Genomic DNA, 21,864 nt, shown 5'->3' with positions numbered 1-21,864 from the left:
CGTCATCAAATGAGTTCCCTTCGCTGCAGTATCCACCCTGCAAGTCTGCCAATGGATCCGCCGATGGCCGCTGGAAGGAACAACGCGTGACGGCGCCCCATCTTGCCATTGCCGGCATGCCGGCCGAGTTCGTCGAAATGCGCAGTGGCGGCGTGTACTGGGTCGTTGCCGCCGGCAGCGCGCCGGCCGATCTGCTGGGCGCCAGTGCGCTGACCGGTGCGGGCGATCTGGATGACGTAGTGCTGGCGACGCTGGGGCGCGGTGTCGAGCCGATGCTGTCCCTGCTGACTGCCGAACAAGGCCCTGCACGGGTGCGCATGTTCCAGTGTTCGCATCAGGGCATGCAGCAGGCCCTGCGTGGCCTTGCCGAGGATCTGCCCCGCGCTTCGGGTTCCACGACGCGCATGTGCGTCGTGCAGTTTCCGGTGGCTGCACTGGACGGGTGGGACGATGCGCGTTTGTCGCGCTGGTGCCAACGCCTGCAGCACTGGGCGCAGCAGGCCTCTCAGGTCCTGTTGCTGCTGTGCCATGGCGAGGTGGCCACGGTCGCGCCACGCCTGTTGCCCTTGAACCGGAGCTGCGCTGGCGTCGCCCAGTTGCATCCGCACCGTGGTGCACTGCAGCTGTTGCTGCATTACTGGACCAACAGCCACGGCGTCGTCGCACAACGTGCCTTCACTGTCGAACAGGTCGGCCAGCGTCTGCAGCGCGTGGTCGACCCCGAGGTCGAAGCGCCATCAGTGGCGGGCGAGGGCGGCAGTGACCGCGACCTGTTCCTGGCCCAGACCGATGTGCTGGAAGGTGCCCCGCCGTTGTCGTCGGCCTGGCGCCTGTACGAAGGGTGGGCTGGCCTGATGCCGGCCGCACTGCAGGCACGCGAGGCCACGGTAGTGGTGGCCATCAGTGAAAACGCACAGGTCGATGCGCTGGCTCGATTGCTGCATCGCCTGCGGCGTGAGCGCGGCGATGCCCTGAAGCTGGTGGTGCGCGAACTGCAGCCCTGCCTGCGCTACGCCGATGAGCGGCTGTTGCTGCAGTGTGGCGGCAGCCTGGTGGTGCCTGCACGCACCCCGTTGCCGCGCCTGTTGACCCTGCTCGACACGGTGCAGCGGCAGCGTTGGCAGGGCCAGTTGGCGGACGATCCGGAACCGTTGATCCGTGCGCACCGGCCACCGTCGATCAGTGGCCAGGTCAGTGCATCACGCTTCCGCCAGATCGCCAGTGAACGCATCGACCAGGACGGCAGCGCCGTGGAAAGTGCGGTGCTGGCATTGCAGCCGGTGGCTGGCCTGCGCGCCGAGCAGACGCTGCAGCAGCTGCGCATCCGCCGCCAGGGCGACCTGGCCTGCGTATACCGCGGACAGGTGCGCCTGTTCCTGTTCGGTTGCCGCCGCGACGCCATCGAACAGGCGCTGGGCAACCTGTTCCGCCTGCCCTGGCGCGAGCTGTTCGACGGTTACCAGCGGCTTGCCGAATACGATATCGCGGCGATGAACGCCAGCGGCAGCGATCCAGAGACCGAACTGCTGCCGCAGCCTGCGGAACCAGTGGCGAGCTCGGTAACCGCAGTTGTCGTAGCGCCATTTGCCACACCAACGCCGCTGCGGCTGGGAGACGACGCATGACCACCGACCAGCAGCTGTGGACGTTGATCGTCGCCTGCGCGGTACTGATGATCCCGTTCGGCGCGATGCTGGGCGTGCTGTGGCGCGGCCTGCGCCGACGCGTCGGTGGGTGGTTGCCGCCTCGTCACCTGCGCCGGGCCGGCGTGCGCCAGCGTGCACCGCGGAGGCCGGCATGAGTCCGCAGGCATTGCCCGCATCACCGTTCGCCTGGGCCGACCTGCGTGGCTGGAACCTGTACTTCCTGTCCAAGGTGGTGCTGGCCTGGATGGGCGCGCTGGATCTGAAGATCCTGCCCAATCTGCTGTTCCTCGGCGCACTGCTGGTGCCGTTGCGTTGGCGCTGGGCGCGCCTCGCGCGCACGGTGGTGGCTGTCCCCGTGGGTGTGGCGCTGTACTACCAGGACACCTGGTGGCCGCCGTTCCAGCGATTGCTGGCGCAGCCGGGCGTGCTCGATTTCTCTGCCGACTACTGGCTGGAACTGGCGCAGCGCTTCATCAACTGGCAGATGGTGGCGGTGCTGGCCCTGCTGCTGGTGGCCTATTACCTGCTGAAACCGTGGCTGCGCATCACCACCCTCAGCGTGCTGGGCATGCTCGGCATGGCGGTGGTCGCGCTGCCGCTGCCGGCCGGGCTGGTCGCGGGATCGGGCCAGGCGGTGGCGGCCACCGGCAATGCGGGTGGCGGCCGTGCGCAGCTGGCGCCGGCCAGCAACGACAACCTCAACGCCTGGCTGGCCAGTTTCTACCAGCAGCAGTCGAGCCTGAAGACGGCGTTCCCGGCGCCGGCCAGCGGCGCGCCGTTCGACGTCATCATCCTCAACATCTGTTCGCTGGCCTGGAGTGACCTGGACGAAGTGGGGCTGCGGCAGAACAACCTGCTCGACCGCATGGACGTGGTGTTCGACGACTTCAATTCGGCAACCGCCTACAGCGGACCCGCGGCGATCCGCCTGCTGCGCGCCAGCTGCGGGCAGACCTCGCATACCGCGCTGTTCGATCCGGTGCCGGCCGAATGCCAGCTGTTCTCCAACCTGCAGCGCCTCGGCTTCCAGAGCGAGCTGGCCATGAATCACGACGGCCACTTCGACGATTTCATCGGTGAGCTGTCCAAGTACGGCGGCCTGCAGGCCAAGCCGATGGACATCAATCCGCTGCCGCGCGCGCTGGTGGCGTTCGACAAATCACCGTTGCGTCGCGATGGCGACGTGCTGAACAGCTGGTTCAAGCAACGCCAGGCCGAGTCCACCCAGCAGGTGGCGCTGTTCTACAACACCATCTCGCTGCACGACGGCAACCGCATCGTCGGCGCCGATGGCCGTGCCAACGCTGCCGACTACAAGGCGCGTGCGCAGATGGTACTGGGCGACATGGCCGGTTTCGTCGATGCGGTGGAGAAGAGCGGACGACGGGCGATGATCGTGGTGGTGCCCGAACACGGCGCTGCCCTGCATGGCGATCGCATGCAGATCCCGGGCATGCGCGAAATTCCCAGCCCGTCGATCACCCATGTGCCGGTAGGGGTGAAGCTGGTGGGCATGGGCGCGCCTGCCGCCGGTGGCCCGCGGCATGTCCCCGAGCCGAGCAGCTACCTGGCCATCTCCGAGCTGGTGGCACGGGTGTACGCGCTCAACGCACAGTCGCCGCCGGCCGACCGCGACTGGAACAGCCTGCTCAAGGGTCTGCCACAGACGCCGTCGGTGTCCGAGAACGAGGGTGCCAAGGTCATCGACTACGACGGCAAGCCATGGCTGCAGCTGCAGGGCAGCCAGACCTGGAGCCCTTACCCCGAGGACAAACGCTGATGGCCGCCGACATCCTCGCGGTGCCCACCACGCTGTCGGTCGAGGAAGACGACATCGACCTGCTGCGGCGCAGCCTGAACATGCCGGAGATGCCCTATGTGGACTTCTCGGCGCAGAACGAGCGCGCGCAGGCGTTGGCACGCTGGCCGCTGCTGGCCGAACTGGAGCAGCAGCCATGAGTACGGTGCTGTCCCTGCAGGGCGTGCATGGTGGCACCGGGGTGACCACTGTGCTGGCGGCGCTGGGCCAGGCCCTGCATGTGCAGGGCCAGCGCGTGCTGCTGGTCGAATGCAGCCCGGACCAGATGCTGGGCCTGCACCTGGGCCTGCCAGCCAAGGAGGCAGGCGGCTGGGCACGCGCCCAGCTTGATGGGGGCGACTGGCGCGCGTCGGCCTTCGCCTGCGCGCCCGGCCTGGCCGTGCTTCCCTACGGTCGCGTCGATCTCGGCGAGGCACTGCGGGTCGAGCAGTGGCTGCAGGCTGCCCCGGCAACCTGGGCCGAGCGCATGCCGCTGCTGTCCTCGCAGTTCGACTGGCTGCTGTTCGACCTGCCACAGCGGCTGCCGGCGCACGTGGCTGCGATCAACCAGCACGCCGCCTGCACTCTGCCGTTGCGCCTGGCCTGTGTCGATCCGACCAGCCATGTGGTGCTGCAACGGCAGAATGCCGACGCACGCCGTGTTCTGGCCAATCGCTACGATCCCGCCGTACCGGTACAGCGCGACCTGATGCAGTTGTGGCTGCACTCGCATGCTGCGCGCCTGCTGCCGCAACCGCTGCACGAGGATGCGCGGGTGCCGGCGGCGTTGGCCAGCAAGCAGCCGCTGGGCCGTCATGCGGCCGATTCGCTGGCCGCGGCGGATATCGATGGTCTCGCGTTGTGGTGCCTGGCCGAGGCTGCCCGGCGGCAGGCGGAGGGTGCGCACGGATGAGCGCGCGGGTCTACTACCTGCATTGGAGCCGCCTGCGTGATCGGGTCCATGCGCCGTGGGCGACCTGCCTGGTGCTGTGGCTGCTGCAGGCCATCGGCTGGGCGTTCCTGCGGCTGGAAGCTCCGGCGTGGCAGGCACTGGCACCGCGCCTGCGCGGTGCGTTCCCGCAGTTGCAGGGCGACCGTCGCTGGCGCCCGGGCGACCCGCTGCGGTTGCTGATCCAGGCCGTGTGGCTGTCGATCGTGCGCCTGGTGCCGCGTCCATCGCAGCGCAGGCAACGACTGGCCCGCGCGCGCCGGCAACGCATCGCCGAACTGCGCGGTGCTGCCGGGCGTGGTCACCTGCGCTACGTGCGTGCGATGCGCGATGCGCCCAACGAGGTCTGGAACAGCCGCATCATGGCCTGGGCCAGCCAGCGCCTGCAGGCGTTGTCGCCGCGCACGCGCAATCTGCTGACCTTCCTGATCGGTCTGGCCACGCTGGGCCTGGCCGTGTTGTGCATCACCCAACCGTTCACCTACTTCGCGCAGTTCGTGTTCGTACTACTGCTGTGGGTCATCGCCCTGCTGGTGCGGCGCATGCAGGGGCGCTACGCCACCCTGGTACTGGTGGTGCTGTCGATGACGGTGTCCTGCCGCTACCTGTGGTGGCGCTACACGGCCACGTTGAACTGGAACAGCACCTTCGACCTGATCTGCGGACTGGTACTGCTGGCCGCGGAAACCTACTCGTGGCTGGTGCTGATGCTGGGCTATGTGCAGGTGGCGTGGCCGCTGCGTCGTCGCCCGGCGCCGCTGCCGGCCGATGTCCAGCAGTGGCCGACGGTGGATGTGCTCATTCCCACCTACAACGAAGACCTGGCCCTGGTACGGCACACCGTGTACGCGGCGATGGGCCTGGACTGGCCGGCCGACAAGCTGCGCATCCACATTCTTGACGACGGCAGGCGCGAGGAGTTCCGCGCCTTCGCCGAGCGCGCCGGGGTGAACTACATCACCCGCACCGACAATCGCCACGCCAAGGCGGGCAACCTCAACCATGCCCTGACCCTGATCGATGGCGAACTGGTGGCCATCTTCGACAGCGATCATCTGCCGGTGCGTTCGTTCCTGCAGGTCTCCTGTGGCTGGTTCCTGCGCGACCCGAAGCTGGCACTGGTACAGACGCCGCATCACTTCTTCTCGGCCGATCCGTTCGAGCGCAACCTGCAGGTGTTCCGCAGCGACCCCAACGAGGGCGAACTGTTCTACGGGCTGGTGCAGGATGGCAATGACCTGTGGAACGCGGCGTTCTTCTGCGGCTCCTGCGCGGTGCTGCGTCGCGAGGCGATCGATGCCATTGGCGGCTTTGCCACCGAGACCGTCACCGAGGACGCGCACACGGCGCTGCGCCTGCACCGCAACGGCTGGAACTCGGCGTACCTGCGCATCCCGCAGGCGGCCGGCCTGGCCACCGACAGCCTCGGCGCGCACGTCAACCAGCGCATCCGCTGGGCACGCGGCATGGTGCAGATCTTCCGCATCGACAACCCGCTGATCGGCAAGGGCCTGAGCCTGTTTCAGCGCTTCTGCTACGCGAACGCAATGCTGCACTTCCTCGCCGGCATTCCACGCCTGGTGTTCCTCACCGCGCCGCTGGCGTTCCTGCTGCTGCACGTCTACATCATCTACGCGCCGGCCTTGGCGATCCTGCTGTTCGTGGTGCCGCACATGGCCCACGCCAGCCTCACCAACGCGCGCATCCAGGGCAAGTACCGCCGCCCCTTCTGGGGTGAGGTGTATGAGACGGTGCTGGCCTGGTACATCGCACGGCCGACCACCATTGCGCTGTTCAGCCCGGGGCGTGGCAAGTTCAACGTCACCGACAAGGGCGGCACGCAGGCTGGTGATCGCTTCGATTGGCGCGTGGCACGGCCTTACCTGGTGCTGGCGCTGTTGAACGTGCTGGGCCTGTGCTTCGCGGTCTGGCGTTTCATGCATGGCCCAGCCGACGAACGTGGCACGGTGGTCGTCAGCTCGCTGTGGGTGCTGTACAACCTGCTGATCATCGGTGGGGCACTGGCCGTGGCCGCCGAAGTGCAGCAGGTACGCCGCACCCATCGCGTCACCACGCGTCTGCCGATGGCCCTGCAGGTTCCCGATGGTCGCCGCCTGCGTGGTGTCATGCAGGACTACTCCAACGACGGCGTCGGCATCGAGCTGGGCGACGACCCGCAACTGCTTGAGGGCCAACCGGTGCAGGTACTGTTGGGCCGGGGCCGTCGCGAGTTCGCGTTCCCCGCGCGCGTGCAACGCAGCGTCGGCCACCGCCTCGGCCTGCTGCTGACCTTCGAGAACGAACGCCAGCGCGTGGAATTTGCCCAGTGCACCTTCGCCCGCGCAGATGCGTGGCTCGACTGGCACGCCGGCTACCAGCCCAAGAGCCTGCCACGCAGCCTGTGGAGCGTGCTGGTGCTTGGCTGGCGCGGTTACCGGCGGATGGGCGATTTCGCACCGTTCGACCTCGACCGCCCCGCGCACTGGAACCGTCGCCTGCTGCGCTGGCTGGCCAGTTTCGCCCCGCAACGTCCGCTTCCATCCCACCCGGCTGACCCAGCCGCTGATCCAGGGCTTCGTCCATGAGCATTCCGTCCTCTCTGCGCTGGCTGCTGTTGCCTCTGCTGGCCTTGCCTGTGGCCTCGGGCAACAGTGCGCCGGCCCCCGTGCCGGCATCCGCCACCAGCCCCACGCCGGCCGCCCCGCAAGCACAGGTCGCGGTGCCGACGCCGGTTGCGGCTGCAGCAGTTCCTGCGCAGCGCAGTGAAGCCGCACTGCCGCAGACCTGGGCAGGCAGTGCGTGGCCCTGGCAGCGCGAAAGCACGTTCGCCCAGTTGGGCCGTCGCCAGGACACGCTCCTGTCGGGCGTGCGCAACGCGACCACCTTCGAATTCCAGGTACGCCGCGATCGCCTGGCCCGCGAAGCCGAGCTGGACCTGAGCTTCACGCCGTCGCCGTCGCTGCTGCCGACCCTGTCGCATCTGCGGGTCTATCTCAACGACGCGTTGATGGGGGTAGTGCCGATCAGCAACGACCAGCTTGGCCGCCCGGTGCAGGCCAAGCTACCGTTGGATGCGCGCCTGATCGCCGACTTCAACCAGGTGCGGCTGGAGTTTGTCGGCCATTACACCGACATCTGCGAAGAACCCACCCACAGCTCGCTGTGGGTGAACCTGTCCAGCAACAGCACGCTGCGCCTGGGCGGACAACCGCTGGCGATGCAGGACGACCTGGCCAACTTCCCGCTGCCCTTCTTCGATCCGCGCGACACCGCGCGGCTGGAGCTGCCGGTGGTGTTCGGTGCCGCACCGACGCTGGCCCAGCAACGCGCCGGTGCAGTGATGGCCTCCTATTTCGGCAGCCTGGCCGGTTGGTGGCGGCAGGCACGCTTCCCGGTCAGCTTCGGCCAACTGCCGGCGCAGGGTCATGCCGTGGTGTTGGCGGTCAATGGCAAGTTCCCGCCGGTGATCGCCAACCATGCACCGGTGAAGGGCCCGGTGGTTGAACTGATGGCGCTGCCGGAGGACCCGCAGCGCAAACTGCTGCTGGTGCTGGGCCGCAACGACGACGACCTGCAGAAGGCGGTGGCGGCGATGGCGGCGGGCAACGCGCTGTTCCGTGGCAGCCAGGTCAGCATCGATGAGGTCAAGCCGTTGGCCCCACGCAAGCCGTACGACGCACCGAACTGGGTGCGTACCGATCGTGCCGTGCGCTTGGCCGAACTGCTCGACTATCCCCAGCAGCTGCATGCGAACGGGGTGTCTCCGCAGCCGATCACGGTCAACCTCAACCTGCCACCGGATCTTTTCATCTGGCGCAACCAGGGCATTCCGCTGAACCTGCGTTACCGCTACACGCCACCGTTCGGCAGCGACGAATCGCGATTGGGCGTCGCAATCAACGAACAGTTCATTTCCAGCTTCCCGCTGGTGCGCCGCAACGGCAAGCAGGGCCTGGAGGAAATCCGCCTGCCGGTGCTGGCCGGTGACGCCGGTGCCGACGACGGCCGCCTGCTGATTCCCTCGCTCAAGCTGGGTGATCGCAACCAGCTGCGCTTTGATTTCAACTTCGCCAGCGTGATGGGCAGCGCCCAGCGCGACCACTGCCAGACCGTGCTGCCGCCGAACCTGCAGGCGGCGATCGAAGAAGATTCGACCATCGACTTCTCCGGTTTCCACCACTACATGGGCCTGCCGGACCTGTCCGCATTCGCGCTCAGTGGATTCCCCTTCAGCCGCATGGCCGATCTGTCCGAGACAGTGGTGCTGGTGCCGGCAACGGCAAGCGAATCGCAGGTCAGCCTGCTGTTGAATCTGGTGGGGGGCCTGGGCGTGCAGACCGGATATCCGGCCTATGGCCTGCGCCTGTCCGATGACTGGAAGCAGGCCAGCGCGATGGATGCCGACCTGCTGATGCTGGGTGCAATGCCGGCCGAACTGCGCGGCAGCGATCAGTTGTCGCTGCTGATCGATGACCAGCGCACGCGCCTGCTCAATGGCCAGTCACCGTCGCCCCAGCTGGCGATGGAGCAGGCCCGTCGCGGCAGCCGCGCCGGTGATCCGGCGGTCACCCAGGTGGCGGTCACCGCCGAAGCGCCCTTCGCGGCGATCATCGGCCTGCAGTCGCCGCATCATGCGCAGCGCAGCATCGTCTCGCTGGCAGCCAGCAATGCCGCCGACTACGGCCTGCTCGACGACGCACTCAGCGATACCGGCAAGCGCCAGGCGATTGCCGGCTCGGTGGCGATCCTGCGCAGTTCGGGCATCCACAGCCAGTTCGTCGGCGACCATTACTACGTGGGCGCGCTGCCGTGGTGGCTGCTGCTCTGGTACCACCTGGCTGATCACCCCGCGCTGCTGGCGGTACTGGCCACGGTGGTGGTGCTGATGGTGGCCTTCCTGTTCTGGCGGGTGCTGCGCTGGGTGGCGGCCAAGCGGCTGGATCCGGGGCACTGATTGATGGTGCGCACGCCGTCTTCGCTGGTCGCCGCCTCCGGCCTGGTCCTGATCGGGCTGGCCGGCCCGTGCGCGGCGCAGGCGCTGCCGGATACGCCCGGCGGCACGGTTGCCGAGCAGCGGCAATGGCTGCTGCAGCAGGTGCGCATCGGTGAGGCCAGCGGCCGCCAGGGGTTGATCGAAGATGCCCTGGCGCGGTTGCGCATGCTGGCGCCGGACGATCGCAGCACCCTGCTGGCGATCCTGGAAGTGCAGCTGTCGCAGCAGAAAATGGAGGACGCCGATGCGACCCTGCAACGGCTGCGCCAGCTCGGCGTTGGCACCCGCGAACTGGCCGCCGGCGAGCGCCTGTGGCGTGCCTACCGGGGCGACCTGCAGCAGGAACTGCAGCAGGCGCGCCTGTTCGCCGCCGGTGGCCGCAGCGAAGAAGCGCTGGCGATCTACCGCCGCCTGTTCAACGACGATCCACCGGGGCTGCAACTGGGCCTGGAGTACTGGCGCCTGCGGGGCACGCAGGCCAGCGGCCGCGATGCAGCGATCCGCGCACTGACGGCGCTGGATCGCACCTATCCCGGCAACACCACCCTGTTGCAGACCCTGTCGCAACTGTTGTTCGCGGCCGGTCGTGACAGCGATGCGCTGGCCGCGCTGCAGCGCATGGGGCGCAATCCGGAAGCGCGCGCGCTGGCCGCGGACGCCGAGTGGGGCTACCTGCAGGACCAGCCCGCCGACGAGCGCAACGTGCGCCGCCTGCAGGAATTCATCACCCGCAATCCCACCTTCAGCGATATCGCGCTGGTGCGCGAGCGCTATGCCGAACAGCACAAACGGGTGAGCGACCCGGCCTGGCGCGCCGGCCTGCGTGCCCAGCAACAGCTTGATGCCGGTCGCAATGCCGATGCCGAACGCGCGTACCTGCAGGCGCTGCGCGGCTATCCGCGCGAAGCGGAATTCCTCGGTGGGCTGGGCCTGGCATTGATGCGACAAGGGCGCCGCGAGCAGGCCATCGCGTACTTCCAGCGTGCCGTGCAGGCCACGCCCGCCGGTGATACCAGCGACAGATGGCGCGACCTGATCACCAGCACCCGCTATTGGCTGCTGCTGGACCAGGCCGACACCGCACTGGCCGAGGGCAGGCTTGATGAGGCCGAGGCGTTCTATTCGCAGGCTCGCCGGCAACAGCCACGCGAGGTCAACGCCCTCCTCGGCCTGGTCGATGTAGCGGTGGCGCGTGGCGACGATGCGTCCGCCGAGCGACAGCTGCAGGCCGCGCGGCGGATCGCCCCACGCGATGCCAATGTGATCCGCAAGCTTGTGCAGCTGTATGGCCGCACCGATCCACAGCGCCTGGAAGCCTTCATCAACGCCTTGCCTGCAGCGCAGCGCAAGCTGTACGCCGAAGACCTGCGCCAGCTGCAGATCAATCGCCTGCGCGAGCGTCGCGAGCAGGCGCTCGCCACCGGCGATGCCAATGCCGCCATCGCGCTGGGGCGAGAGCTGCGCGGCGAGCTGCCCGGCGATGCCTGGCTGGCGTATGCGCTGGGCAATGAACTGCGGGCAGCCGGCCAGCAGATTGAAGCGGATGCCGTGATTGCCGATATGGCTGCGCGCAATGCCGGCATGGAAGCGCGTTACGCGCAGGCGCTGTACCTGTCAGGCTCCGACCGCCTGCCGCAGGCGCTGGCCGTGCTCGATGGCGTGCCGCGTGCGCAGTGGGACGATGACATGCGCGCATTGTCAGCACGCCTGCAGCGACAGCAGCTGATCGATCATCTGTGGGAGCTGCGCGCACAGGGCCGGGAAGCAGAAGCCATCGCCCTGCTGCAGCAACAGCCCCCCAGCGCGGACAACCAGCTGATCCTGGCCGAATGGGCGCGCCTGCGTGGCGACCACGTACAGGCACTGCACTACTACCAGCAGGTGCTGGCGGTGCAGCCAGACAACCTCGATGCGCAGTTGGGCCAGGTGCAGGCCTGGATCGGCACCGGCGATCTGGCCAGCGCCCGCCGGCAGATGCACGACGCGCCGCCCGTGGTGGCCGATGATGCGATCGGCCAGCAACGCCAGTTGGCGAACATCTGGACCGACCTGCATGAAGACGCCAAGGCGCTGCAGATCCTGCGCGCGCTGCTTGCCCGCCAGAGCGGAGCGGACGCGCAGTCCTGGCGCGATGCGGCGCGGCTTGTGCGCCGCGAGGATCCGCAGCAGGCGCTGGACATGTACGCACGGGCGATGGCCGACAACGGCCTGATCGCGCCCTCGCAGGCGCAGCCGCGCGACAACCGCGCGTTGACCCTGGCCAGCCGCGAAACCGCCAGTGACGACTGGTTGCGGCGCAGCCTGCGCAGCGACGTGGACACCCTGTACCAGCAGGAGAACCCGACGCTGACGGTGATGCAGGATTCCGGCCGCCGCAGCGACGGCACACCCGGCATCTCGCAACTAACGCGCGACACCCGCATCGCCCATCTTGACGCACCGTTCGCTGGCGGCCTGGGTTGGGCGCGTATCGAACAGGTGCATTTCGACGCAGGCAGTTTCCAGGCCGATGCCGATGGCGCCTACAGCGATGATTTCGGCAGCTGCGACCTGGGCCTGCTGCAGGCCGACGGTACGCGCCTGCAGGCCCCGGGCTGCACCCGCGACGTACACCAGCGGCGCAATTCGGGAGCCGGCTTTGCCGTGGGCTGGCGCACCCTGGATGATCGCTGGAATTTCGATATCGGCCATTCCCCGTCCAACTACGTGGTGGGCAACTGGCTGGGCGGCGTCACCCTCAATGGTGACCTCGGCCGGCTGGGCTGGGGAGCGACCGTATCGCGGCGGCCGATGACCAATTCACTGCTGTCGCAGGCCGGCGCGATCGATCCACGCAGCGGCATTGCCTGGGGCGGTGTCACCGCCAATGGCGTGACCTTCAGCCTCGGCTATGACGAAGGCGGGCGCAACGGCGTGTGGTCGAACTGGAGCTGGCACCAGCTGACCGGGCACAACGTGGTGGACAACACCCGTGCGCGGGCGATGGTTGGCTGGTACCACAAGCTGATCCAACGCCCGGACATGCGCCTGGATGTGGGCACCAGCGCGATGTACTGGCGCTACCAGAAGGACCTCGGCGGCTATTCGCTGGGGCAGGGCGGCTACTACAGTCCGCAGCGCTACGCTTCGTTGAGCCTGCCGGTGGGCTTCGCCTGGCGCAACGATGACTGGTCGGTGCGCGTGGATGGTTCGGTCAGCGTTTCCAATGCACGCACCCGCTCGATCAGCCGCTTCCCCGACGAGGCCCTGATCCAGCGCGTGATCGCACAGCTGGAATCGCAGTACGGTCCACTGCGGCTGGACCCGGATGGCCTGTACACCACCGACGGCAGCAGCACCGGTACCGGCTATCGCCTGTATGCCGCAGTGGAGCGGCGCCTGGGGGATCACGTCGTGCTGGGTGCGGCCGGCACCCTGCAGCGCAGCCGCGATTTCTCGCCGAACACGTTCCAGCTCTACCTGCGCTATTCCTTCAAACCGTGGCAGGGCAATCTGCCGTTGCCCGTCTCTCCGCTGGTGCCGTATGGCGAATTCCGCTGACCCGCAACGCCGCCGCCTGCTGCAGGCCGCCGTCCTGCTGCCGTTGCTGGGCAGCGTCGGCGGCCGTGCGCTCGCCGCAACCCGCTGGCCGGCCTGGCAGGTTCTGCAGGACAGCAGCCTGAGCCGCGATGGGCGCATGATCGACCGCAGCCAGGACGATCAGCGCAGCACATCGGAAGGTCAGTCCTACGCACTGTTCTTTGCGCTGGTCGACAACGATCCTGCGCTGTTCGACCGCCTCCTGGCCTGGACGCAGGACAATCTCGCCGGTGGCGACATGTCCGTGCGCCTGCCCGGCTGGTTGTGGGGCCGCAAGGACAAAGACGGCTGGGGCCTGCTGGACGAAAATTCCGCATCCGATTCGGATCTGTGGCTGGCCTACGCACTGCTGGAAGCCGCGCGCCTGTGGCGACGCCCCGCGTTGCAGGCCATCGCCGAAGGCATGCTGGCACAGGTGCGTGCACGCGAGATCGTGCAGTTGCCCACGCTGGGGCCGATGCTGCTGCCGGGGCCGCAGGGATTCATCGAGGACGGCGCCACACGGGTCAATCCCAGTTACCTGCCGTTGCCGCTGTTGAGGCGCTTTGCAGCGGTTGACCGCGGTGGTCCCTGGCAGGCCCTGGCCGACAACACGGTCACCGTGCTGCAGCAGACCAGTCCGCACGGCTTCGCGCCGGACTGGGCCGCCTGGAAGGACGGCACCTTCGTCGTTGATCCGGTGAAGGGCGCTGTAGGCGGCTACGACGCCATCCGCTGCTACACGTGGGCTGGCATGACCGCGCCGCGTGACCCCTTGTTCCGTCGCCAGCTGGCTGCCCTGTCAGGCCCACTGCAGCGCCTGCGCAATGGCGCACCGATGTGGGAGAAAGTCGACACGCGTACCGGCAAAGGGCAGGGCGAGGGCAATTATGGGTTCCGTGCCGCACTGCTGCCCTACCTGCTGGCACAGGGCGAAAAAGCCCGCGCGGCGGCACTGCTGCAGAGCCTGCCCAGTGCCGAACAGCAGCGTGCCGATGCGCCCGCGTACTACTCGCAGATGCTCACCCTGTTCGGTCGCGGCTGGGCGGAAGGCCGCTGGCGTTTCGCCGCCGATGGACGCCTGCAACCGCGCTGGCGGTGACCATGGGGTCAGATCCCTTTCCACGGGAAAGGGCTCTGACCCCGCTGCGCCTCACTCCAACGCGTAACGCAGCACAAACAGCACCGCCACCAGCCACACCGCCGGATGCACCTCGCGCCAGCGGCCGGTGCCGGCCTTCAGCGCGGCATAGGCAATGAAGCCGAAGGCCAGGCCGTTGGCGATGGAATAGGTGAACGGCATCGCCAGCGCGCACAACGCCGCCGGCACCGACTCGGTCAGGTCGCTCCAGTCCACTTCCACCAGTTCGCGCAGCATCAAGCCAGCCACGAACAGCAGCGCCGGCGCGGTGGCATAGCCGGGCACCATCGCCGCCAGCGGCGAGAACAGCAGTGCGGCCAGGAACAATGCGGCCACCACCAGCGCGGTCAATCCGGTACGGCCACCCACCTGCACGCCAGAGGCGCTCTCGGCGAAGGCGGTGGTGCTGCTGGTGCCCAGCAGCGAGCCGGCGACAATCGCCGTGCTGTCGGCCAGCAGCGCACGGCCGAACCGCTTCTGTGCACCCGGCAGCTTCAACAGGCCGGCACGGCCGACCACGCCATACAGCGTGCCGGTGGCATCGAACACTTCCACCAGCACGAACACCAGCACCACCTGCAGCAGCACCGCAATCGGTGCGCCACCGTTGTGGTGCAGCAGGCCGGGCAGGTCCAGCTGCAGGAAGGTCGGTGCCAGGCTCGGCGGCAACGACACCAGCCCGTGGTACTGCAGATCGCCCAGTGCCCAGCCGGCCGCGGTCACCGCCAGGATGCCGATCAGGATCGCGCCGCGCACGCGCCGCGCTTCCAGGATCGCGATCAGCAGGAAGCCGCCCAGTGCCAGCAGCGGCGGCGCGGAATTGAGCGGGCCCAGCGCGACCAGCGTGTCCTCGTTGCCGATGATCACGCCGGACTTCTGCAGCGCGATGATCGCCAGGAACAGGCCGATGCCGGCTACGATCGCCGACCGCAATGACGCCGGAATGCCCGACACCAGCCACGCGCGCACGCCGGTCAGCGACAGCACCAGGAACACCAGGCCCGAAATGAACACCGCCGCCAACGCCTGCTGCCAGGGCAGGCCGGCAGCACCGACCACGGTGAAGGCGAAGAACGCATTCAAGCCCATGCCCGGGGCCATGCCCACCGGGAAGTTGGCCGCCAGTGCCATCACCACCGAGCCCAGCGCTGCGGCCAGGCAGGTGGCCACGAACACCGCACCTGCATCCATGCCGGTGGTGCCGAGAATCTCGGGATTGACGAAGACGATGTAGGACATCGTCAGGAAGGTGGTGACACCGGCCAGCAGCTCGGTGCGCACGGTGGTGCCGTGCTGCTGCAGCTGGAACAGGCGTTCGAACAGGGACATCGCAGATCTCTCGTACCTGCGCGCCCTGCCGCCCAGAGGGCCTGCGGATGCGTCGCCAGGCGGTTAGAAGTGGTAGTTCAACTTCAGCGTAACGCTGCTGTAGTTGGTATGGAAGCTGCGTCGCGCCGCAGCCGGGTAGTTGGGATCTTCCAGGTAAACCGGGCTGGAGCCCAGGTGGGTGTAGCGGTACTCGGCACCCGCCGAGAGCTGGTCGTTGAAGCGGTAAAGCACACCTGCGCCGACGTTGCCGCCGGTGGAAACATGGGACGCGCGGGTTTCAAATTCGGCGACGCGACACCCATTGGTGGCCTCCACCAGGGACTTGTCGCAGCCCAGCGAAAACTCCTGGCGGGCCACGGTCACGCCGGCGCTGACGTACGGCAGCCACTGGCCTGCGGCGTAACCCAGCGTCAGGTTGATCGCGCCCGAACGGGTCACCGCATCCTTGCCGTAGTAAGGGCTGTACTGATGGTTGTCGCGGTCCTTCCACTCCTGGTTGATGTTGCCGAAGGACAGGGTGCCTTCGATCCCGGCAACGACGTTGTTGTCGAACTGCCAGTTGCGGCCGACCTGCAGCCCGCCTGCAAAGCCGCGGATGCTCTTTTCAGTGGCATTGGCATTGCTGCGGTCCTGGCTGTGGCCTTCGCCATGGGTGGCATGTGCCCCCAGATGGATGCCTTCCCAGTTCGCCGGCGCGGCAGCGGCGGTGCCGGACAGCAGCAGTGCCGCCGTGGTCGAGATCAGTGCTTTCATGTGTTTCCTACGTGGGGGATGAATCGGGTGCGTAGGAAAACCGAAGCGTTGGGCCAGGAACATACAACGAGTTGCAAAGTGCGGAGCTTGCCGTATGCGACAAGTAATTAACGCTGCTTTACACCTGCAGCCTTCAGCCGAGTGGCGCTGGAGCGCGGCGCGAAAGGGTCAAAAGCGTCAACAAAAATCGATTGCGGCCCCTGAAAGGCGAAAGGCCGCGCGAGCGCGGCCTTTCGTCGTTCCTTACTTCAGCGCCTTGAAGCGCAGGCGCTTCGGCGCAGCGTCGTCGCCCATGCGGCGGCGCTTGTCTTCTTCGTACTCGCGGTAGTTGCCCTGGAAGAACTCCACGTGCGAATCGCCTTCGAACGCCAGGATGTGGGTCGCGATGCGATCCAGGAACCAGCGGTCATGCGAAATGACGAAGGTGTTGCCCGGGAACTCCAGCAGCGCATCTTCCAGCGCACGCAGGGTTTCGATGTCCAGATCGTTGGACGGTTCATCGAGCAGCAGCACGTTGCCACCCTGCAGCAGGGTCTTGGCCATGTGCAGGCGGCCACGCTCACCACCGGACAGCGAACCGACCATCTTCTGCTGGTCCTGGCCCTTGAAGTTGAAGCGGCCGATGTAGGCGCGCGACTGGATCTCGATGCCGTTGATGTTGAGGATGTCCAGGCCGCCCGCGATTTCCTGGAACACGCTGTGGTTGCCTTCCAGCGCATCACGGCTCTGGTCGACATAGGACAGCTGCACGGTCGGGCCGACCACGATCTCGCCGGTATCCGGCTTTTCCTGGCCGGTGATCATCTTGAACAGGGTCGACTTACCGGCACCGTTGGGGCCGATGATGCCGACGATGGCGCCCGAGGGCACCAGGAAGTTCAGGTTGTCGAACAGCAGGCGGTCGCCGAACTTCTTGGAGACGTTCTTGAATTCCATCACCGCCTGGCCCAGGCGCTCGCCCGGCGGGATGAAGATTTCATTGGTCTCGTTGCGCTTCTGGTAATCGACCGACTGCAGCTCTTCCAGGCGGGCCAGACGGGCCTTGCCCTTGGTGCGGCCGCCCTTGGCGTTCTGGCGCGACCACTCCAGTTCCTTCTGGATAGCCTTCTGGCGAGCCTTTTCCTGGTTGTCTTCCTGCTTCAGGCGCTCATCCTTCTGGGTCAGCCAGTCGGTGTAGTTGCCCTTCCACGGAATGCCGCGGCCGCGGTCCAGTTCCAGGATCCACTCGGCGGCGTTGTCCAGGAAGTAGCGATCATGGGTGACCGCCACGACGGTGCCGGTGTAGCGCGCCAGGAACTGTTCCAGCCATTCCACCGACTCGGCGTCGAGGTGGTTGGTCGGTTCGTCGAGCAGCAGCATGTCCGGCTTCTGCAGCAGCAGGCGGCACAGTGCCACGCGGCGCTTTTCACCACCGGACAGCTTGCCGACGATGGCATCCCACGGCGGCAGGCGCAGCGCATCGGCGGCCACGTCCAGCTGGTTTTCCAGGGTGTGCGCGTCGCCGGCAGCGAGGATCGCCTCCAGGCGCTCCTGTTCCTTGGCCAGCGCGTCGAAATCGGCGCCTTCTTCGGCATAGGCCGCGTAGACCGCGTCCAGCGCAGCCTGTGCCTGCAGCACTTCGCCGACGCCTTCCTCAACCGCTTCACGCACGGTCTTGGTCGGGTCCAGCTCCGGTTCCTGGGCCAGGTAGCCGACCTTGATGCCGGCCTGCGGGCGGGCTTCGCCCTCGAAATCGGTGTCCACGCCGGCCATGATCTTCAGCACGGTGGACTTGCCGGCGCCGTTCAGGCCCAGCAGGCCGATCTTCGCGCCCGGGAAGAAGGACAGCGAGATGTCCTTGATGATCTGCCGCTTGGGCGGGACCACCTTGGACACGCGGTTCATGGTGTAGATGTATTGCGAGGACATGAGGTCTCCGTAGGCGCGACCCTGCGCCCGGTCCGTCACGGGGAACTTCCCGTTGCGGCAGCGGGCACAGACTGAATGGAATACCCCCAATTATAGCCGGAACCGGTTCCGGCCCGCGCTGGCCGCAGCGCCCGGGGCTGGCCGCGGCCTGAATACCCGGTCACAGTCCCGCAGCGGGAAGCGTTTCCAGCCGGAAACCGTTCAGATCGCATGCGCAAGATGGGATCACCACCCACCCACCCAGCAGAGGTCTCCCATGCAACTCCATCGACTCATGGCCGGCGCCGTGGCCTCCGTACTGGCGCTGGGTGCCATCGCCCCGGCTTTCGCCGACAACGACCACCGTGGCCGCGACCATGACCGCCGTGAGTGGCGCGAGGATCGCCGGGAATGGCGTCACGACCGCCGCGACTGGGAACGCGACCGTCGCGAAGCGCGCCGCGATTACCGTCACGATCGCCGCTACGACCATGGCTACTACCGTCCGGCACCGCCGCCGCCGCGCGTGGTCTACAGCCCGGGCTACCGGCCCGGCTATGGCTATGGCTGGCAGCGCGGCCACCGCTACCGCGACTACTACCGCGGCCCGATCTACGTGGTGAACGACTACCCGCGCTACCAGCTGCGCCGCCCGCCGTACGGCCACCACTGGATCCGCGATGACCGCGGCAACATGCTGCTGGTCGCCGTGGCAACCGGCATCATCGCCGACTACATCATCAACAACCGTTGATGCAGCGCCGGGGTCGGATCCCTTTCCGCAGGAAAGGGCTCTGACCCCACAACGCCCATTCGAAACCATACGGGGCCGGATTCGTTCGTCGAATCCGGCCCCGGTCGTTTCGGCCCCAGCAGGCCGGGGCGGGGCTACAATCTAGGGCTGAGTCGTACCCCTTTCCCCGCCTGCTGGAGTACCCGATGTTCCCGCGTGACGTCCGCATCGAAACCTACGATCCCGAACTGGCCAAGGCCATCGCCGCTGAGACCCAGCGCCAGGAAGACCACGTCGAGCTGATCGCCAGCGAGAACTACACCAGCCCGGCGGTGATGGAAGCCCAGGGCAGCCAGCTGACCAACAAGTACGCCGAAGGCTACCCGGGCAAGCGCTACTACGGTGGCTGCGAATACGTGGACATCGCCGAGCAGCTGGCGATCGACCGCCTCAAGCAGCTGTTCGACGCGGACTATGCCAACGTGCAGCCGCACAGCGGTTCGCAGGCCAACCAGGCGGTGTACTTCGCGCTGCTGCAGCCGGGCGACACCATCCTCGGCATGAGCCTGGCCCACGGCGGCCACCTCACCCACGGCGCCAAGGTCAACGCCTCGGGCAAGCTGTTCAACGCCGTGCAGTACGGCGTCAACGACCAGGGCCTGATCGATTACGACGAAGTCGAGCGCCTGGCCCTGGAGCACAAGCCGAAGATGGTCGTGGCCGGCTTCTCGGCCTACTCGCAGGTGATCGACTGGGCGCGCTTCCGCGCCATCGCCGACAAGGTCGGTGCCTACCTGTTCGTCGACATGGCGCACGTCGCCGGCCTGGTTGCCGCTGGTGTCTACCCGAGCCCGCTGGAACATGCCCACGTGGTCACCTCGACCACCCACAAGACCCTGCGCGGCCCACGCGGCGGCATCATCGTCGCCAAGGGCGCCGACGAGGACCTGGTCAAGAAGCTGCAGTCGATCGTGTTCCCGGGCATCCAGGGCGGTCCGCTGATGCACGTCATCGCCGGCAAGGCGGTGGCCTTCAAGGAAGCGCTGGAGCCGGGCTTCAAGGCCTACCAGCAGCAGGTGGTGAAGAACGCCCAGGCGATGGCCAACACGCTGATCGCGCGCGGCTACAAGATCGTCTCCGGTGGCACCCAGAACCACCTGATGCTGGTCGACATGATCGGCAAGGACGTGTCCGGCAAGGACGCGGAAGCCGCGCTGGGCAAGGCCCACATCACCGTCAACAAGAACTCGGTGCCGAACGACCCGCGTTCGCCGTTCGTGACCTCGGGCCTGCGCCTGGGCACCCCGGCGGTGACCACCCGTGGTTACGTGGAACAGGACTGCGTGGACCTGGCCAACTGGATCGCCGACGTGCTCGACGCGCCGGCCGACGAAGCCGTCATTGCCCGCGTGCGCGATGCGGTCAGCGCGCAGTGCCGCAAGTACCCGGTCTACGGCTGATCGCCGCAGGGGTCAGAGCCCTTTCCTGACGGAAAGGGATCTGACCCCGAAGCCCGGATCGAAGCAGGGGTCGGATCCCTTCCCGCAGGGAAGGGCTCTGACCCCAGTACCGGAGTAACGCGCATGGACGAGCGCCGCCTCAAGTATCTCTATGCAGCGCTGGCGGTGCCGTTGGGCGCACCCAGCGTGCTGTTCGGCGGGGCGATGGCGGTGATCGGCATGGCGGGAAGCGTGCTTTCACTTGCAGACGGCACCGTCGAATTGCCCGGCCAGGCGTTGATGCTGGTGTGGGGATTGGCCGGCCTCGCCGGTTGCCTCGCCTGGCTCGATCTCAGTTGCGGATACCTGTTTGGAGGACGCAGCGCGCTGCGCACCCGCAGCCGGGTGCAGTGGGGCGCGCTGCTGCTCGGCATGCTCGCGGCGCTGCCGCTGTTGGGCATGGGGCTGTGGCTGGGAATCACACACGGTGTTGAGGGATTGGGTCTGCTGCTGACGGGGCCTTCGCTGCTGGTTCCGGCCGGCATGCTCTTGTGGCTGCGACCGCGCGCGTGAAGCGAGCGATCTGCAAGGAGATTCGAACGCATGGATGAGCGTCTGCACAAACGCCTGTATATCGCCCAATGCCTGCTGCTGGGGTTGCCTGCGCTGGTGGCCGGTGGTGGCGTCGCCGGGTTCGGCATCTACACCTTCCTGATCAGCCATGGGCTGATGCGCGGCGACGAAGGTGCCGTGCTGTTCCTGTGGGCGAGTGCGGGTGTTGCCGGGTTGCTGGCATGGCTGTGGCTCAGCATCCGCTATCTGCGGCAGGGGCGCGAAGGCCTGTGGCGCTCACCGGCGCTGCCATGGATCGGGCTGGTGCTCGGCGCCATCGCGGCACTGGCCGTGGTCGGTGTGGTGCTCTTCAGCTTGTTTGCCGGCAGCCCCTGGCAGGTGCTGGGGTATCTGGTACTGGGCGTGCCGTTGCTGGTACCGGCTGCGCATCTGGTGTGGCTGCGGCGGGGTGCGACCGACGCTGTGTGACTGGCGGTTGGAAGTTTCAGAGAAATTGCATGGTGTGCTGCAGGCGTCAGGACTAGGGTCTTCAGAGCTACTGAAAGGAGCCCCCGATGCAATCCTGGCGCCGCCGACACGGCTTCTACCTGCTTCTCCACAGCCTTCTTTTTTCCATTCCCTGCGCGTTGGCCGGCCTGTTGGGTTCGCTGCTGCTGCTGCTAGGGGTATGGGCGCAGGGCGGTGACAACAGCGCAGTTCTTGGATTGCTTGCGATGTGGGGTGTGCTGTCCGTGACGGCGATCCCACCTGTTTATCAGCTCGTAAACACGTGGCAGATGCGCGGACCGGATGGATTGAAGCCCGCCGCGCCAGTGCTGGAGACGCTGTTTCTAGTGTCAGCTGCTCAGGCTGTGTCCGCGTTGGTGATAACAGTTTCAAGTCTTGGAGTGCATCCGATACTGCTGATATTGGCAATCGGTTGGGGGGCTCCCTGGATCAGCCTCGCCTGCCACTTCCGATGGCTGTCGAAGGCCAGCGGGCGCGAGTGAAGAAAAACGGAATTTGCTGCCTGGCCCCTTCTCAGGTACCGTTGCGACGCTGCCACGACCGTGGCAGCAGGTATTT

At 67.1% G+C, this 21,864-nt stretch carries 17 protein-coding genes; 14 read left to right on the top strand and 3 right to left on the bottom strand.

What is annotated here, in order from left to right; all coding sequences use genetic code 11:
- Window positions 1-86 precede the first annotated feature (86 nt).
- The 9 genes from CR919_RS12890 to bcsZ are packed head-to-tail and all read left to right on the top strand — an operon-like array spanning window position 87 to window position 14,046.
- Complete coding sequence (locus CR919_RS12890) at window positions 87-1,625, top strand: BcsE family c-di-GMP-binding protein (RefSeq protein ID WP_099820341.1); 1,539 nt, start codon at window positions 87-89, stop codon at window positions 1,623-1,625.
- The gene (gene bcsF, locus CR919_RS12885; protein WP_025876682.1) at window positions 1,622-1,801 is read left to right on the top strand and encodes a cellulose biosynthesis protein BcsF; all 180 of its coding nucleotides are present in this window, start codon (window positions 1,622-1,624) and stop codon (window positions 1,799-1,801) included. The genes CR919_RS12890 and bcsF overlap by 4 nt, the downstream gene beginning before the upstream one ends.
- Window positions 1,798-3,426, top strand: a complete 1,629-nt coding sequence (gene bcsG, locus CR919_RS12880; protein ID WP_099820340.1) for a cellulose biosynthesis protein BcsG — start codon at window positions 1,798-1,800, stop codon at window positions 3,424-3,426. Before bcsF ends, bcsG begins: the two co-directional genes overlap by 4 nt.
- On the top strand, window positions 3,426-3,605 hold the full coding sequence (gene bcsR / locus CR919_RS12875) for a cellulose biosynthesis protein BcsR (RefSeq protein WP_165787272.1): 180 nt from the start codon (window positions 3,426-3,428) through the stop codon (window positions 3,603-3,605). Before bcsG ends, bcsR begins: the two co-directional genes overlap by 1 nt.
- Window positions 3,602-4,357 (top strand): cellulose biosynthesis protein BcsQ, encoded by a 756-nt coding sequence (bcsQ, locus tag CR919_RS12870; protein WP_099820338.1) that lies wholly within the window; start codon window positions 3,602-3,604, stop codon window positions 4,355-4,357. Before bcsR ends, bcsQ begins: the two co-directional genes overlap by 4 nt.
- Window positions 4,354-6,978 (top strand): UDP-forming cellulose synthase catalytic subunit, encoded by a 2,625-nt coding sequence (gene bcsA, locus CR919_RS12865; protein ID WP_099820337.1) that lies wholly within the window; start codon window positions 4,354-4,356, stop codon window positions 6,976-6,978. The genes bcsQ and bcsA overlap by 4 nt, the downstream gene beginning before the upstream one ends.
- The gene (gene bcsB, locus CR919_RS12860) at window positions 6,975-9,347 is read left to right on the top strand and encodes a cellulose biosynthesis cyclic di-GMP-binding regulatory protein BcsB (protein WP_099820336.1); all 2,373 of its coding nucleotides are present in this window, start codon (window positions 6,975-6,977) and stop codon (window positions 9,345-9,347) included. The genes bcsA and bcsB overlap by 4 nt, the downstream gene beginning before the upstream one ends.
- A 6-nt stretch (window positions 9,348-9,353) precedes the next feature.
- Window positions 9,354-12,926: a cellulose synthase complex outer membrane protein BcsC gene (gene bcsC, locus CR919_RS12855; protein ID WP_243380139.1), complete on the top strand. Its 3,573-nt coding sequence runs from the start codon at window positions 9,354-9,356 to the stop codon at window positions 12,924-12,926.
- A complete protein-coding gene (gene bcsZ / locus CR919_RS12850) occupies window positions 12,910-14,046 on the top strand; it encodes a cellulose synthase complex periplasmic endoglucanase BcsZ (protein ID WP_099820334.1) in 1,137 nt (378 codons plus the stop codon). Before bcsC ends, bcsZ begins: the two co-directional genes overlap by 17 nt.
- A gap of 51 nt (window positions 14,047-14,097) precedes the next feature.
- Here bcsZ and CR919_RS12845 read toward each other — a convergent pair whose 3' ends face one another.
- The 3 genes from CR919_RS12845 to ettA form a co-directional block, all read right to left on the bottom strand.
- Window positions 14,098-15,414 (bottom strand): NCS2 family permease, encoded by a 1,317-nt coding sequence (locus tag CR919_RS12845; RefSeq protein ID WP_099820333.1) that lies wholly within the window; start codon window positions 15,412-15,414, stop codon window positions 14,098-14,100.
- Between the two features lie 63 nt (window positions 15,415-15,477).
- The gene (locus CR919_RS12840) at window positions 15,478-16,167 is read right to left on the bottom strand and encodes an outer membrane beta-barrel protein (protein WP_165787271.1); all 690 of its coding nucleotides are present in this window, start codon (window positions 16,165-16,167) and stop codon (window positions 15,478-15,480) included.
- Between the two features lie 243 nt (window positions 16,168-16,410).
- Entirely contained in the window at window positions 16,411-18,075 is a 1,665-nt protein-coding gene (gene ettA, locus CR919_RS12835) for an energy-dependent translational throttle protein EttA (protein WP_025876664.1), read from the bottom strand.
- A 256-nt stretch (window positions 18,076-18,331) separates the two neighbouring features.
- Here ettA and CR919_RS12830 point away from each other — a divergent pair, with 256 nt between their 5' ends.
- The 5 genes from CR919_RS12830 (at window position 18,332) to CR919_RS12810 (ending at window position 21,788) form a co-directional block, all read left to right on the top strand.
- Window positions 18,332-18,808, top strand: coding sequence for an RcnB family protein (locus tag CR919_RS12830; RefSeq protein ID WP_099820331.1), 477 nt, complete (start codon window positions 18,332-18,334; stop codon window positions 18,806-18,808).
- 185 nt (window positions 18,809-18,993) lie between these two features.
- Complete coding sequence (glyA, locus tag CR919_RS12825; RefSeq protein WP_099820330.1) at window positions 18,994-20,247, top strand: serine hydroxymethyltransferase; 1,254 nt, start codon at window positions 18,994-18,996, stop codon at window positions 20,245-20,247.
- Window positions 20,248-20,370: 123 nt separating this feature from the next.
- Window positions 20,371-20,799: a hypothetical protein gene (locus CR919_RS12820; RefSeq protein WP_099820329.1), complete on the top strand. Its 429-nt coding sequence runs from the start codon at window positions 20,371-20,373 to the stop codon at window positions 20,797-20,799.
- A gap of 30 nt (window positions 20,800-20,829) precedes the next feature.
- Window positions 20,830-21,267 (top strand): hypothetical protein, encoded by a 438-nt coding sequence (locus CR919_RS12815; RefSeq protein ID WP_099820328.1) that lies wholly within the window; start codon window positions 20,830-20,832, stop codon window positions 21,265-21,267.
- Window positions 21,268-21,353: 86 nt separating this feature from the next.
- Complete coding sequence (locus tag CR919_RS12810) at window positions 21,354-21,788, top strand: hypothetical protein (protein WP_099820327.1); 435 nt, start codon at window positions 21,354-21,356, stop codon at window positions 21,786-21,788.
- The last annotated feature ends 76 nt before the right edge of the window (window positions 21,789-21,864 follow it).

Origin of the sequence: Stenotrophomonas sp. LMG 10879 (genome assembly GCF_002750935.1) — a bacterium.
GTDB lineage: Bacteria > Pseudomonadota > Gammaproteobacteria > Xanthomonadales > Xanthomonadaceae > Stenotrophomonas > Stenotrophomonas lactitubi_B.
The sequence above is the reverse complement of the archived record's forward strand: the minus strand, read 5'-3'. Positions and strand labels throughout refer to the sequence as shown.